The organism is uncultured Parabacteroides sp., assembly GCF_905196875.1.
In the GTDB taxonomy this organism is placed as follows: Bacteria; Bacteroidota; Bacteroidia; order Bacteroidales; family Tannerellaceae; genus Parabacteroides.
This window is the reverse complement of record NZ_CAJJWO010000001.1, coordinates 82,989-99,312: the sequence shown is the minus strand read 5'-3', so window position 1 is coordinate 99,312 and position 16,324 is coordinate 82,989. Positions and strand designations below refer to the sequence as shown.

The following is a 16,324-nucleotide window of genomic DNA, read 5'->3' as shown; positions in this document are numbered from 1 at the left end:
TGAAACTAGGAATGAGATATTGGTTAATCTTAACCCTGTTAATGGGAAATGTAATATATTCATGGTCTATAGATGTGAAAAATTTCGAAGAGTTACGTGCAGCAGTTAACCGGGGTGATTCCTATATTAAATTGGTAAACGATATTGGACTCGGAGATGAGACGTTAATAGTATCTTCAGGAAATATTACTCTGGATTTAGATGGGAAAACCTTATATGCGACTCGTAATAATAATGGAGCTGCTACGTGTATAAGTGTGAATGGAGGAAATCTAGTTATTACAGGTGGAGGGACAATATCTGCAACCTCAAAAGGTTCTTCTAGTCATGTTGTTGGGTCGAAAGGGTATTCAGCAGTCACTATTTCATATAATGGAGGTGTTATCGCGATTAAAAAAGTAAAATTAGAGGCTCATCCCACAAATGGTTCTGGATTAGGTAGGGAAGATGGAAAAGGTTATACCCTTGACCCTAATAAAGATGATGGTACAATACGAAAAGTCAGTATGATGGTTCCTAATGGAGCGTATATTGTCGGTGGTTCAAGTACTGATTATGAGAGTGAAGGTCTTATAGCCACCTCTACTACAGTTGATCTTGTTACTTACAAAGTGACTTATGAAACTAATGGTGGATCCTTACAATCATCGTTCATGTCAGCATATACTATTGAAAAAAAAGACTTCAAACTCCCTGCTGTATCTAAAACAGGATATACATTTAATGGATGGCTCTATAATGGGAACAAAGTTGATGAATCTAATTTGCCGACTACTTCAGATCGAACTTCGACTGTTGATATAACTTTTGAAGCTGATCTGTCATTGAATAAATATGGCATAAATTATAATCTTAATAGTGGTAATAATCCTTCTAATGCTCCGATATCTTTTACTTATGAATCGGACGAAATAACATTGCCAACCCCAACTCGAACCGATTATCGTTTTATGGGATGGTATACATCAGAAAATTTTTCCGGAGACCGTCAGATATCAATTCCTAAAGGAAGTTTGGACGATAAAACATTTTATGCAAAATGGTATCGGGAATATTCTATCAATTATATAGTGAATGATGGTAAAATGCCTGCTAGTTATCCTACTAAATATGTGTCTGAAGAGGCATTGGAGCTGCCTGTTCCAACTAAAGATAATAGTGGTTTTGTTGCTTGGTTTGAAAAACAAGATTTTAGTGGAACAGCATATCACTCAATTCCGAAAAACGCAACAGGTGATAAAACATTTTATGCTAAATGGCTTCCCTCTCTTTCAATTACTTATAATTTGAATGGAGGTAAGAATCCTGACGATGCTGTGAAATCATTCACTGAAGAATCTCCTAATATAACATTACCAACCCCTACACGTAACGGATATAATTTCTCGGGCTGGTATAAAGATACTTCATTTTCAGGCTCAGCTATAACTAATGTTCAAACAGGAACAAAACAGAATCAGACGTTTTATGCAAAATGGACTCCAACTGTTTATAAAATTACTTATAACTTAAATGGCGGCACAAACCCTGAAGGTACTAAGCAAACCTATACAATTGAAGATAATGATATACAGTTGCTGGCTCCAACCAGAACTGGAGGTACTTTTGCCGGTTGGTTTACTGATTCAAATTTTAGTCAATCAATTACAACGATAACTAAAGGATCTTCTGAAGATAAAACTTTATATGCCAAATGGAATCTAACAACCTATACTATTAAGTTAGATACTAAAGGTGGTTCTTCCTTAGGCGATGTTTCTTATACCGTCGATACGGATAATATGGCTTTGTCTACAAAAGCTCGGAAAGAAGGATATACATTTGCCGGCTGGTATAAAGATGAAAATTGTACACAAGCTTTTGGTGAAACTATTTCTAAAGGGACTTCCGGTAATTTTACTTTGTATGCCAAATGGATTCCAATTAATTATACAATCACTTATAATACTTATAGTGATGTAACCGTACCCTCTTCTACTTATACTATTGAACAAGAGGCCACTTTGCCTGTACCTCAGCGTAATGCGTATAGTTTTGCCGGATGGTACGTATCAGACCGTTTGGAAGGAGAGTCGGTAATGGCTATTCCTAAAGGTACGACTGGTAATAAAACCTTTTATGCTAAATGGTCTGCCGGTTCTGTCGTAAATATATCTCAGGGAGCGAATGGTACATTTACTGTGAAGAATGGAGATAAAGAAATTAAATCCGGCGAATATGTTGGACCTAAAACTGAATTGATATTGACTGCAACTCCTGTCGCTCCTTATACATTAAGTAAATGGGTTGTCAATGGGAAGGATGTAACAGGCAATCCGGCTAAGGTGGAAATGCCTGCAACTGGTGGTCTGGCTGTTTCTGCTGTTTTTGTTGATAACCGGACGGCTGTTGCTGCTCCTGAAATCGTAACAACGCCTGCCAATACGGACAAAGTTCCGAAAGGGGAGAGTGTAAAAGTAAAGCTGAATAAAACGGATGAGTCAGCTTCTTTGTATTATAGCGTGGATGGTGCTCCAGAGAAAGCTTATAGTGGTGAGTTCCTTGTCTCAAGTGCAAAGGATACACTGGTCATCAAGGCGATTTCTCGTAAAACTGGTTTTAAGGATGGAGTGACAACTCGACAAGTCGTGTTCGATAATAATAAAATCACTCTTACTTTTAATTTGCCTTTAGGTGTTAAGGCTACCAATCCAACCGGAGGCGATGTTGTCTCAGCAATAGTTGCCGGTGGCTCATTCGAGTTTAAACTAACAGTGGATCAGAGTTACTATACCAACCTGGATTCAATGATTGTTGCAGCGAATGACTCAACGATTAAAGCCGGATCTTCAGGGCTTTATACCCTGACAAATTGTTCTTCGAATGTAACAGTTTCTGTTTTCGGCTTGAAAGCTAAAACCAGTACGGTAACATTACAACAGAGTGAAAATGGAAAAATTCGTTTTACCGATGGAGCTGAAGAAACGACAACAACAGTTGACTATGGAGCGACAATATCTGTAACCGCAGTGGCAGACGAAGACTTTAAATTCCTGCAATGGAGTACCGGTAGCCAAACTAATCCGTTGAAACTGACGGTAACAAGAGATACGACTGTTTCTGCACGTTTTATTTCCGATTATAAAGCCTATGCTGTTACGTTGCCGGAATTGGAAGGTGTAACAGTGAAGCCTTTTTCCGGCTATACTACCGAAGTGAAGAAAGACGGGACTTTCAAATTCTATCTGCAGTTTGCCAGTGGTTATCACGAAGATAATCTGGTTGTTCGTGCTAACGGAGAAGAGTTGGTGAAGAATAAGGGCGGGTATGCGATTTACCATATCAATAAAAATATCAGTATTTCTGTTGAAGGTATTGGTAGGGATGCTATGACGTTGAAAGTACCAGAACATGTAAATGCAAAAGTTGTAGAGACTATGGCAGATGCAACTAAACAGGAAGTGTATGAAGAAACAGTTGTCCTGTTGCATGCAGAAGCGCCGGCAGGAAAAGTCTTTACCAAATGGACAGATGGCAAAACGGATAATCCTCGTTTGTCGACGGCATTGGATGCAAAACAATTAATCCCTCTTTTTGATGATAAAGGGGATGCTCCCTATGCAAAAGTAGTTCTGAACCAAACGGCCGGAGCGGCTATTACCGGTGTTAATGCGAATATGGATGCGGTAAAGAAGGGAGATCTTGTTCAATTAAAAGTTGTTTTGCTTCCGGCGTATAGTCAGAGCGAAGTAGTGTTGACGGCCGATGATAAAATACTGACTCCGGAAGTTTCCTTGCGTGCTGCTACTGAAACGAAAACGTATGTATATATGTTACCGGTACAGGAAGATGGACTTACAATAAAGGTTTCGGAATTGAAATTAAATACCTATAATGTTACAATGACCCAAACGGACGGCGGAATTGTATCTGCAACTCCTGTCGGGAAGGTAACTCATGGCGATAAGATTCAACTAAAGGCACAACCGTCATCAGGAATGTTATTCATCAAATGGTGGGACGGCAACACCCTGAATCCTTATCCACATACGGTCACATCCGATACGGAAGTAAAAGCCTACTTCCTGGGTGCAGAGTCTACCGTCGATAACGAATCGATCCAAAACGGGGAGAGTGTTCAGATCACGACAACCGGACAAACCTTGTCTATTGTTGCAGCCGAAGAATCACTATTATATATCTGGGATTACAAAGGTTCTCTATTCCGTAACCTGAAGATACCGGCCGGAGGGTATAGTCTGAGTTTGCCAGCCGGAGTTTATCTGGTTAAGGTTGGGGATAATGGAGTGAGGAAGGTTATAGTTCGATGAAAGAAGAAAGGGGAACGATTTATTTCCGGTTCAAGCTTATCTGCCCCAACACGGAAATAAATCGTTGCATAAGTTATTAGAAAAATAATTTAAAAAACTTGTGTAACCAATCTCTCCCATCCTGGGTACTGATAATTCTTATGAAGCCAATCAAACCGATAAGAAAAAATGTCCCAAATACTACAACTGCTGGTGTTATCATATTCATTGCCTCCTTAATTTATTATTATCAATTAGATATAAACCAAAAGTAACTAACAGAAATATAGATAAACCGCCTAACATATAGATCAGCCATCTGCTTGTTACATCATCCATGATCGTAGCTAAAATAACTCCGGCAATGATGAGTTTGGCTACATCTAATAAAAACTTGCCTAATTCTTTTTCCATAATTAAAATCTGATTAATGAGTACTCTGTTACAAAGGAAACTATTCTTTTTCAATAAACCAAATTATTCCGTACCTTTGCCCCTCAAAAAGAGAACACAAGGTATGGAGAAACAGTTTAAGAGAACGCTGATTACTACGGCGTTGCCGTATGCGAACGGGCCGGTACATATTGGTCACCTGGCTGGTGTGTATGTGCCTGCCGATATATATGCCCGTTACCTTCGCCTGAAGGGGGAAGAGGTTTTGATGATCGGAGGATCGGATGAGCATGGGGTACCTATTACCCTTCGCGCTAAGAAAGAAGGGGTTACACCACAGGATGTGGTGGATCGTTTTCATGGCATTATCAAGAAATCTTTCGAGGACTTCGGTATCACGTTCGATATCTATTCTCGTACAACTTCGCCGACACATCGTCAGGTGGCATCGGACTTCTTCCGTACCCTGTATGAAAAAGGTGAGTTTATTGAAAAGACAAGTGAGCAATATTACGACGAGGAAGCGAAACAATTCCTTGCCGACCGCTATATAACCGGTACATGTCCGCATTGCGGCAACGAGAAAGCTTACGGTGACCAGTGCGAAGCCTGCGGTACCTCTCTAAGTCCGACAGACCTGATCAATCCGAAGTCTGCCATCAGTGGTAGCGAGCCGGTGATGAAGGAAACCAAACACTGGTATCTTCCGTTGGATAAACATGAACCGTTCCTGCGTCAGTGGATTCTCGAAGACCATAAAGAGTGGAAATCAAATGTATACGGACAGTGCAAGAGCTGGTTGGATATGGGATTGCAACCACGTGCGGTAAGTCGTGACTTGGACTGGGGTATTCCTGTTCCCGTAGAAGGGGCGGAGGGTAAAGTGCTTTACGTATGGTTTGACGCGCCGATCGGTTATATCTCCAATACAAAAGAGTTATTACCGGATAGCTGGGAGACGTGGTGGAAAGATCCTGAAACAAAGATGCTGCATTTCATCGGGAAGGATAATATTGTGTTCCACTGCATTGTGTTCCCGTCTATGTTGAAAGCGGAAGGTTCTTTCAACTTGCCGGAGAACGTACCTGCCAACGAGTTTCTGAATCTGGAAGGTGACAAGATTTCTACTTCCCGTAACTGGGCGGTTTGGTTGAACGAATATCTGGTGGATATGCCGGGTAAACAGGATGTATTGCGTTATGTCCTGACTGCTAATGCTCCTGAAACAAAAGATAACGATTTTACCTGGAAAGATTTCCAGGCTCGTAATAATAATGAACTGGTTGCTATCCTGGGTAACTTTGTGAATCGTGCTTTGGTGCTGACAGAGAAATATTTCGAAGGAAAGGTTCCTGCTGCCGGTGAACTGACAGATTATGACCGTCAGACATTGAAGGATTTTGCAGATGTAAAAGCTAATGTAGAACGTTTATTGGATACATATCATTTCCGTGATGCACAGAAAGAGGCGATGAATCTAGCTCGTATCGGTAACAAATACCTGGCTGATACAGAGCCTTGGAAGCTGGCGAAGACGGATATGGAACGTGTGGCGACGATCATGAATATATCATTGCAGATTACAGCCAACCTGGCAATTGCTTTTGAACCGTTCCTGCCGTTCAGTATGGATAAGCTGAATAAGATGCTAAATGTAGAGCCGCTGGGCTGGAATCGTTTGGGTTCAACCGATTTGCTTGAAGCCGGTCATCAACTGGGTAAATCAGAACTTCTGTTCGAAAAGATTGAAGATAGTGTGATAGAGGCACAGATACAGAAGTTGCTGGATACAAAGAAAGCCAATGAGGAAGCAAGTTATAAAGCAAAACCGGTTCGTGAAAATATCGAGTTCGACGATTTCACTAAACTGGATATCCGTGTAGGTACGATATTGGAATGTACAAAAGTGCCTAAAGCAGATAAGCTGTTGCAGTTCCGTATTGACGACGGGTTGGAGAAACGTACGATTGTTTCCGGTATTGCCCAGCATTATGCACCTGAAGAGTTGGTAGGAAAACAAGTTTGTTTTATAGCAAACCTGGCTCCCCGCAAATTGAAAGGTATTGTATCAGAAGGTATGATCTTGTCTGCGGAAAACTTTGATGGCAAGTTGGCTGTGATTACTCCTGAGAAAGAGGTGAAACCAGGTAGCGAAGTAAAATAAAAGAAATAAGCCTTGCGTAGAAGGTAAAGGGTGTGTCATCTTGTTTCTGCATGAATGGCACACTTTTTTTATAATAATATGACTATTGCTGCGTTATTTAAAGCAAGGAAAAACAAAACGGGTACAAGAAAATAAAGATGTTTGAAAAACAGATACAAATGGTCGATTTGCATGGACAATATTATCGTCTGAAAAAGGAGATAGATATTGCAATGCAAGCAGTAATTGAAAACAGTGCCTTTATCAACGGACCTCAGGTGAAAACCTTTGGAGATCATTTGGCCGGGTATCTGAATATTCCTTATTTGATTCCATGCGGGAATGGAACGGATGCTTTGCAGATTGCATTGATGGCTCTGGAACTACAACCTGGTGATGAGGTGATCGTCCCTTCATTCACATATGTAGCTGCTGCGGAAGTGATTGCCTTATTAGGGTTGACACCGGTACTGGTAGATGTAGATCCGCAAACATTCAATATCGATCCTCGGAAGATAGAGGGAGCGATCTCCCGCAATACAAAGGCTATTATAGCGGTACATTTATTCGGGCAATCCTGCGATATGGAGCCGCTTCTGAAGATTGCTAATAGGTACCATTTGTATGTGATAGAAGATAATGCCCAGTCCATTGGCGCTGAATATACTTTTGCAGATGGTCACGTAAAGAAAACGGGTACAATGGGGTATATAGGGACAACATCTTTCTTTCCTTCCAAACCGTTGGCCTGTTATGGGGATGGAGGGGCCTTGATGACCTCTGACGGAGTTTTGGCTAAACGTATCCGTATGATTGCCAACCATGGGCAGGAGCTTAAATATCATCATAAACTGATCGGATGTAATTCAAGATTGGATACTTTGCAGGCCGCTATTTTGGATGTGAAACTGAAATATATCGATGAATTTACGGAAGCCCGCAGGATAGTGGCTGCAAGATACGATGAGGGGCTGTCTTCGTGTGACTTTCTGATTCTTCCGAAGAGATCAGCTTTTTCCACTCATGTATATCATCAGTATACGGTTCGGTTGAAGCCTGTTGCTGGTTTCTCATCTATTGCGGAGCAACGGAAGCTTTTACAGGATTATCTGAAAGAGAAAGGTATTCCTTCAATGGTTTATTATCCGTTGCCTTTACAGGCGCAGGATGCTTATAAATGGATGGCACGTACTCCGGGAAGCATTGATGAATCGGCTCGTTTGAGTCAATGCGTTCTGTCGTTACCGATCCATACTGAAATGACAAAAGAAGAACAAGAGTATATAATTGATGCGATAGTCAATTTTAAGTATAATGAATAAGATAAAATTTGCTGTAGTAGGCTGTGGGCATATCGGAAAACGTCATGCCGAAATGGTGACCCGTGATCCGGATGCCGAACTGGTTGCCTTGTGTGATATTCGTCCGCGTGAAGAATTGGGAATCGAGGCTTACGATGTTCCTTTCTTTCATGGTTTGCAAGATTTGTTGCAGAGTAATGTTCAGGTAGATGTAGTTAATGTCTGCACACCGAATGGCTTACATGCCTCTATGGCAGTACAGGCTGTTGAGGCTGGCTGTAACGTAGTAATAGAAAAGCCGATGGCTCTGACATTGGCAGATGCGGAGAAGGTGGTCTATGCCTCTTTGAAATATCATAAGCAAGTGTTTTGTGTGATGCAGAACCGTTATTCTCCTCCTTCTGTTTGGATTAAAGAGATGATTGAGTCCGGAAAATTGGGTAAGATCTATATGGTTCAGCTGAATTGCTACTGGAATCGTGACGACCGCTATTATAAACCGGGTGGTTGGCATGGAGATGCTGCACTTGATGGTGGAACACTATTCACTCAGTTCTCTCATTTTATCGATATTATGTACTGGTTGTTTGGTGATATATGTAATATTCAGGCTCGTTTTGCTGATTTCAATCACGAAAAGCTGACGGATTTCGAAGACTCCGGCTTTGTAAACTTCAACTTCGTGAACGGTGGTATGGGGAGCTTGAACTATTCTACTTCCGTATGGAATAGAAATATGGAAAGCAGTATGCTGATCGTAGCCGAGAATGGTAGCGTAAAGATCGGTGGACAATATATGAACGAAGTGGAATATTGTCATGTGAGGGATTACGAAATGCCTGAACTGGCTCCGACTAATCCTGGTAATGACTATGGCCCTTATAAAGGTTCGGCTCAGAATCATAACTTCGTAATTCGCAATGTTGTCCGTGTACTTTCGGGTTCCGGCTCAGAAAGTATTACCACTAATGTACTGGAAGGCATGAAAGTGGTGGATATGATACAGCGTATTTACGCACTAAAAGAGCAATAGCATTGATTGTGTTGGTTAGTCTGATGATATGTCGGTTGGGAGCAATTGTTTAAATATGCTTTTTATAGGGATAAAATCCCATCAATTTCCTATCTTTGTAAAAGTTTTGTCATTCTCGGCTTGGGACTGACGAACCTTAGTGTATCTTCATTTTTTGAAGATACTTGAGATACATAGGAAAACCCAAATTATACAGCTAGTATGAAACAAATTTTAGTTACCGGAGGGGCTGGCTTTATTGGCTCTCATCTTTGTGAACGTTTGCTGAAAGACGGAAATAATGTGATTTGTATGGATAATTATTTTACAGGTCGAAAACAGAATGTCGTCCACTTATTGAATAATCCTTATTTTGAACTGATCCGTCATGATGTAACATTTCCTTATTTTGTAGAAGTTGACGAGATTTACAATCTGGCTTGTCCGGCATCGCCTATACATTATCAGTTCGATCCGGTGAGTACGACTAAAACTTCTGTTATCGGTGCTATCAATATGCTTGGGTTGGCTAAACGTACAAGAGCCCGTATCCTCCAGGCTTCAACAAGTGAGGTTTATGGTGACCCGTTCGTTCATCCGCAGGAAGAAGGTTACTGGGGAAATGTGAACCCGATAGGTGTCCGAAGTTGTTATGACGAAGGAAAACGATGTGCAGAAACGTTGTTTATGGATTATCACAGACAAAACAATGTAGACATTAAGATTATCCGTATCTTTAATACTTATGGTCCCCGTATGCGTCCGGATGACGGAAGAGTTGTTTCAAACTTCATCATGCAGGCTTTGAAAGGGGAGGATATCACTATCTATGGAGACGGTAAGCAAACTCGTAGTTTTCAATATGTGGATGACCTGATTGAAGGAATGGTGCGTATGATGGCTACAGAAAATTTCACAGGTCCTGTTAACTTGGGTAATCCGAGAGAATTTACTATGATAGAACTGGCGGAACTGGTACTTAAGATGACTAACTCAAAATCGAAAATTATATTTACTCCACTTCCTGCTGACGATCCCAAACAGCGTAAGCCGAATATATCTTTAGCCAAAGAAAGATTGAATGGCTGGGAACCGAATATTCGTTTGGAGGAGGGTTTGGTAGAGACAATTAAATATTTCAAGAGCCTTTAATTTTGTATTTGATTATAAATTATGAAAATAGCAATAGTTGGTACAGGCTATGTTGGCCTGGTAACCGGAACCTGTTTTGCCGAGATGGGTACCGAAGTTTTTTGTGTAGATGTAAATACCGAAAAAATTGAGAATCTAAAAAAAGGCATAATTCCTATCTACGAACCTGGCCTCGAAGAAATGGTTCATCGTAACCAACTGGCCGGGAGATTACATTTTACAACCGATTTGACAGAGTGTCTGGACGAGGTAGAAGTCTTGTTCAGTGCCGTAGGTACACCTCCTGATGAAGATGGTAGTGCAGACTTGAAGTATGTGCTTGAAGTAGCCCGTACTGTGGGGCGTCATATCAAGAAACATATTTTGGTGGTAACAAAGAGTACGGTTCCAGTCGGTACTGCGAAGAAAGTTCGCCAGGCTATTCAGGAAGAATTGGATAAACGGGGAGTGCAGATCGAATTTGACGTTGCTTCCAATCCTGAATTCCTGAAAGAAGGGGCAGCAATCAGCGACTTTATGAGTCCGGATCGTGTTGTTGTCGGTGTCGAGTCGGAGCGTGCAGAAGAGTTGATGACTCGTCTGTATCGTCCTTTCCTTTTAAATAATTTCCGTGTAATTTTTATGGATGTGCCATCTGCAGAGATGACCAAATATGCAGCAAATGCCATGTTGGCTACTCGTATCAGTTTTATGAACGATGTGGCCAATCTATGTGAAATTGTCGGTGCCGATATAAATATGGTGCGTAAAGGTATCGGTTCGGATAATCGTATTGGTAATCGCTTCCTATATGCCGGTATCGGTTATGGTGGTTCTTGCTTCCCGAAAGATGTGAAAGCGCTGATCAATACAGCGAAACTGAATAACTACCCAATGCGTATATTGCAGGCGGTAGAAGAAGTAAATGATGAGCAGAAATCTTTGTTGTTCCGTAAACTGGAAAAGCATTTCAATGGAGATTTGAAAGGTAAGCGCGTCGCTATCTGGGGATTGGCATTTAAGCCGGAAACAGATGATATGCGTGAAGCTCCGTCATTAGTACTGATAGAAAAACTATTAGCCGCAGGTTGTGAGGTCTATGCTTATGATCCGGTAGCTGTAGAAGAAACAAAACGTCGTATCGGCGACTCGATTCATTATGCAAAGGATATCTATGACGCCGTGGTGGATGCCGATGCCTTGATGCTCGTTACGGAATGGAAAGAGTTCCGTTTGCCTTCCTGGTCTGCCGTAAAGAAGCTGATGGCTACCCCGTTAGTCCTTGATGGCCGTAATATTTATGATATTAAAGAGATGGAAGGAAATGGGTTTGTTTATCATTGTATAGGGAGGTAGAATATATATATATTACAAAATAAAAATTGAATTGGTCAAAAATTCTGATTAGTTCAATTTTTTAATGCATTCAACGGCTCTTCCAATTGTTTTTACAGAAAAGGACTTTACCTGTAACACGTGAGCAGGTGGTTGATTTGTTGTATGAGGAACATGAAGTAACATATCCGGAAATTACAATAGAACCTAGCTGTTTTAAAGCTTAAGCATACAGTGAAAAGAAGATGATAGTGTCTGATCATAAAGATGTTTATTAGAATTAACTGTCATTTTAACTATCACTTCGATCTATTTTGTGTTATGTACATACTTTTTTATATCGAATAAGTAATTTTTTAAGACTAAATAAGGAGAAAAGTTATTTGAGACCCCTATTTTCATGCATTTTATACCCCGATCTGAACGATACAAAGACTTGGGTGTGAAGGTTTCGAGACCTAGGTCTCAATGAGTTTTAATAGTTATATTATTGGAAATAAGTAATATACTTTTAGTAAATAGATAATTGCTTTTATGATAGTATGATAGTTGTTTTGTAAAATGATAGAGAATAAAAAGAAAACAATTACAGGTTATTAAAACTGTTCAATATCGTTTGTGTAATGTTGAGAAAAAGAGGTAGATGGGAATTGTTATAAGACAAAGCATAAAAGGGACTGTTGTTACATATATAGGAGCTTTTATTGGCTTTTTAACGACATTCTTTATTCTAACGAAGTTTTTGACTCCAGAAGAAATTGGTCTAACTCGCGTGTTGTTTGAAGCTGCATCATTGTTGAGTAGTTTTGCTTTGTTTGGAGTATCGTCTTCGGCTATTCGTTTTTTCCCGTATTTCAAAAGTGAGGACGGGAAGAACAACGGATTCTTTTTTTATTTAATGTTATTGCCTTTTGTTGGTAGTATTGTATTTATTACTTTATATTATCTTTTGCGTGACCCTATTACCGCTTTGTTTATAAAGAATTCAAAGTTGTTTGTCGATTACTTTGACAGTGTACCTCCCTTTATGATATTTTTATTATATTGGACTGTTTTTGAGGTATACTCTAGCCTGTTAATGCGTATAGCTGTGCCAAAACTGATACGGGAAGTAATATTAAGATTATTATTAATTGTAGCCTATTTATTGTATGCATTCGATTTCGTTGATATGAACGGCTTTGTAGCATGTTATATCTCTGTATATGCCATATCGATGATGTTTGCATTTTTATATGTATCTAAAATTGGATCGATATCTTTAAAACATAATTTTTCCTTTATAAGTACCGATTTGCGAAAGCAAATATGTAGTTATACATTGGTTTGGATGATAGGTGCTTTAGGTTCGAATATTGTAAGCCGATTGGATTTATTTATGGTTGGTTCACAATTAGGGCTTGATTATGCAGGTATTTATTCGATTGCTTTTTATATAGTGGCTGTTATTGAGATTCCTTCTCGTTCAATAGCTACAATTTCTTCTCCGATAGCATCTTCTGCTTTAAAAGAAGGTGATATACATGCTGTGACTCAATTATATCGTAAAGTGTCACTACACCAATTGATGGTTGGCGGATTTGTTTTTTTGTTGATATGGATCAATATTGATAACATTTTCGCCCTGATACCGAATGGAGAAGTGTATAGTCAGGGTAAATGGGTTGTATTCTTTTTGGCTTTAGGAAAGTTGATAGAAGTGACTTTGAATTTTGGAAATAATTTGATTAGTTATTCTCGTTATTATTATTGGGGATTGTATTTTACTTTTTTCATAACCGCTATAGCTATTACTTTTAATAATTGGTTAATACCAATTCTAGGTGTAACAGGTGCTGGGGTAGCGACAACATTAACTTGTCTGATTAGCTATAGTGCACAACAATGGTTGGTTCAAGTAAAAATTAAAACTAATCCGATCTCATTGAAATTGATTAAATTGATAGGGATATTTGTTATTATGTTTGGTATTAACGAATTATTACCCAAATATCATATTGCCATAGTTGATGGGGTGTATCGTACAGTTATAGTTGGGGTATGTCTTTGTTCATTGATTTACATACTGAAGATTTCAGAAGATGTAAATTTATTGGTAAATAATTTTATCAAAAAGCTTTAGGATTAATAAATTTATGAAGACGTTGACCTTAGTCCCTATAGGAGGTTTGGCAAATCGATTTTATGCAATAACTTCGGCGATTGCATTTTGTAAGGACTATAATGTAAGGCTTAAAGTTATTTGGTTTAAAGATAAAGGAATGGGAGCTGATTTCCACTCTTTATTTGAATTGTCTGAAGATGTTGATACAGCAAATGTGGAAATTATAGATGCGAAATGGTATCATTATGTTTATGATAGACCAAGAAAAAGAAATTTTTGGTTGCCATTGTTATGGCAAAGAGTAATATTTGATCAAATATTACTTGAAAAAGATGCTTATAATGAGGAAATATCTTGTTTTCAAAAATTGAAAAAAGGAGGTAATTCTTATTTAGTTGCATTTTATCCTATTTATTCAAAGGAAAATATGTTGTGCTATTTGCGGCCTAAATTGTATATAAGAAGAAAAATTGAACATCTAAAGTCTTCATTTGGTAAAAATGTAATAGGTGTACATATTCGTAGGACTGATAATGCTTTATCTATAGGTAAGAGTCCTCTGGATTTATATATTGATTCTATGTATAAGTCCATTGAAGATAATCCTGATGTGAAATTTTATGTAGCTTCTGACTCTAAAGAAGAAAAAGAAAAACTTAAAAAAATTTTTTTTGACAGAATCTATTTTTTAGATTGTGTACAAAAAAGAGATTCTCTAGAAGGTATAACAGATGCTATTATTGAATTATATCTTCTGTCTTCTACAAAAAAAATATACGGTTCTTTTGCTAGTACATATTCAACTTTAGCTGCTGATATTTCAAAAATAGATTGTACTATCTTATCTGTTTGATTTTAGTAAGTAGATTTATGAATAAAGTAGAATGTGATGGATAATAAAAGAGAGATTGCTCTGATGCGTTTGTCAAATATTGAAATACCTTCAAAATATAGTAAGGAGTACATTTATTACAAATGTTATTTGACTGATATGAAAGGTGTACTTGATAAATACATTTGTGAAAATAATTTTGTTTTTGATATTGGTTGTGGGAATAAACCTTTTGAACAATATATACGATCATTATTGAAAAATGATACTCCGGCAATGTATATTGGGAGTGATATTGTTCAATCATCTGATAATAAGGTCGATATAGTTTGTGATGCTACAAATATACCGGCCTCTTCCTCTTCTTACGATATTGTTATTTGCACTCAGGTTATTGAACATGTATTTGATCACATAAAGGTCTTTAAAGAGGCAAATAGGCTACTTAAGTCCGGAGGATTTTTTATTGTAAGTAGTAATTTTATCTGGGAGATGCATGAGGTACCTTATGATTATTATCGTTTTACAAAATATGGCTTTAGAGCATTATTAGAAGAAAGCGGTTTTGATATTGTAGAGGAGATTGCTAATGGAGGAAAATGGGCTGTTTTAGGACAGTTATTATTGCAAATCTGTTGGATTGAGTTCAATCCAACTTCCGCTTTGTTTAAGCGGAAGTTCTTCACTTTATTAAGGCGATCTATGTCTTTGTTATGTAATGATTTATTTTTATTTTTAGATAATAAGTGTAAAGACTCTAGTAAGTATACTTTAAATTATATTTTCGTAGGGAAGAAAAAAGAATAAGTATGGATCTTATAACGATTTCAATGCCTATATATAATGTGGAAAAGTGTGTAGAGAGAGCATTACTTTCTGCATTGAATCAATCGTATGAAAACCTCGAATATATTGTTGTTGATGATAAAGGAAATGATAATTCTATAGAGATAGTAAAGGATATTATATTAAAACATCCTCGAGGTAAATATGTTAGGATAATAGAGCATGATTGTAATCGAGGTACAGGCGCAACTAAAAATACTGCAATAAAAAATGCAAAAGGAAGATTCCTTTATTTTATGGATAGTGATGACGAGATATCCTTAGACTGTATATATAAGTTGCATGAAGAGATTTGTCGTACTAAAGTCGATGTTGTTAGTGGTTCATATCAGAAAATAACTCCTATCAATACAATAGATTGCAGTATGAAGCAAACTGTAGAGATAAATAAAGAGAGTATAATATTGGGCTTTTTTGATGGGCGTTTTCCTGTTTATACTTGGAATAAATTGTATGATTTGGACTTTTTGAAAGAATTCAACATAGCATGTATAGACAATCAAACGATTGAAGATAATTATTTCACATTTCAAGTATTGTTATATGCCAGATCTTATAGTGTAATTTCTGATATTACATATTCTTATATATTGAGAGAGACTTCTTCAACAGCAGGGAATTTGTGGTCGATAAAAGTATTTGAACAATGGTGTGATATATTTGTAGATCAATTAATGTTGTTGAAAAAAATTAATTTACCCTCTAGTCTAAAAAGGAAAGTTCTTAAAAAACTTTTTTGGTTACGTGTGAGTGTTTCAGAAAGAGCAATTACTGATTTGTATAATTGTGAAAAATATGTTAATGCTTATTTGGGTAAGCAACTCAATGCTTTTTATTTAAATAATAGTGGAGTTTTGTATTTAAGCTATTTATTATCTAAATCGCCATATTGGATAAAGAGAATATTTCTTAAGCTTCATATGTCATTGTCATAATTT

General features: G+C 38.0%; 11 protein-coding genes. 10 read left to right on the top strand and 1 reads right to left on the bottom strand.

Going from position 1 to position 16,324, the window contains the following annotated elements; translation table 11 throughout:
* The first annotated feature begins 41 nt into the window (after positions 1-41).
* Positions 42-4,310, top strand: a complete 4,269-nt coding sequence (locus tag QZ076_RS00355) for an InlB B-repeat-containing protein (protein WP_293709257.1) — start codon at positions 42-44, stop codon at positions 4,308-4,310.
* Positions 4,311-4,514: 204 nt separating this feature from the next.
* Here the strand turns inward: QZ076_RS00355 and QZ076_RS00350 are convergent, their stop codons facing one another.
* A complete protein-coding gene (locus QZ076_RS00350; protein WP_293709255.1) occupies positions 4,515-4,703 on the bottom strand; it encodes a DUF6722 family protein in 189 nt (62 codons plus the stop codon).
* 103 nt (positions 4,704-4,806) lie between these two features.
* On the opposite strand from QZ076_RS00350, the gene metG reads away from it, so the two are divergent.
* From metG to QZ076_RS00305, 9 genes are all read left to right on the top strand, one after another.
* Positions 4,807-6,846: a methionine--tRNA ligase gene (gene metG / locus QZ076_RS00345; protein WP_293709253.1), complete on the top strand. Its 2,040-nt coding sequence runs from the start codon at positions 4,807-4,809 to the stop codon at positions 6,844-6,846.
* A gap of 137 nt (positions 6,847-6,983) precedes the next feature.
* Entirely contained in the window at positions 6,984-8,147 is a 1,164-nt protein-coding gene (locus tag QZ076_RS00340) for a DegT/DnrJ/EryC1/StrS family aminotransferase (protein WP_293709251.1), read from the top strand.
* Positions 8,140-9,159: a Gfo/Idh/MocA family oxidoreductase gene (locus tag QZ076_RS00335; protein WP_293709249.1), complete on the top strand. Its 1,020-nt coding sequence runs from the start codon at positions 8,140-8,142 to the stop codon at positions 9,157-9,159. Before QZ076_RS00340 ends, QZ076_RS00335 begins: the two co-directional genes overlap by 8 nt.
* A gap of 201 nt (positions 9,160-9,360) precedes the next feature.
* Entirely contained in the window at positions 9,361-10,290 is a 930-nt protein-coding gene (locus QZ076_RS00330; protein ID WP_293709247.1) for a UDP-glucuronic acid decarboxylase family protein, read from the top strand.
* A gap of 21 nt (positions 10,291-10,311) precedes the next feature.
* A complete protein-coding gene (locus QZ076_RS00325; protein WP_293709245.1) occupies positions 10,312-11,625 on the top strand; it encodes a UDP-glucose/GDP-mannose dehydrogenase family protein in 1,314 nt (437 codons plus the stop codon).
* Positions 11,626-12,247: 622 nt separating this feature from the next.
* Positions 12,248-13,726, top strand: coding sequence for a lipopolysaccharide biosynthesis protein (locus tag QZ076_RS00320; protein WP_293709243.1), 1,479 nt, complete (start codon positions 12,248-12,250; stop codon positions 13,724-13,726).
* 13 nt (positions 13,727-13,739) lie between these two features.
* Positions 13,740-14,561, top strand: coding sequence for a hypothetical protein (locus QZ076_RS00315; protein ID WP_293709241.1), 822 nt, complete (start codon positions 13,740-13,742; stop codon positions 14,559-14,561).
* A gap of 36 nt (positions 14,562-14,597) precedes the next feature.
* A complete protein-coding gene (locus QZ076_RS00310) occupies positions 14,598-15,347 on the top strand; it encodes a methyltransferase domain-containing protein (protein ID WP_293709239.1) in 750 nt (249 codons plus the stop codon).
* A 2-nt stretch (positions 15,348-15,349) separates the two neighbouring features.
* Positions 15,350-16,321 carry a glycosyltransferase family 2 protein gene (locus QZ076_RS00305; protein ID WP_293709237.1) on the top strand — a complete coding sequence of 324 codons (972 nt, stop codon included), beginning with the start codon at positions 15,350-15,352 and terminating at the stop codon, positions 16,319-16,321.
* The last annotated feature ends 3 nt before the right edge of the window (positions 16,322-16,324 follow it).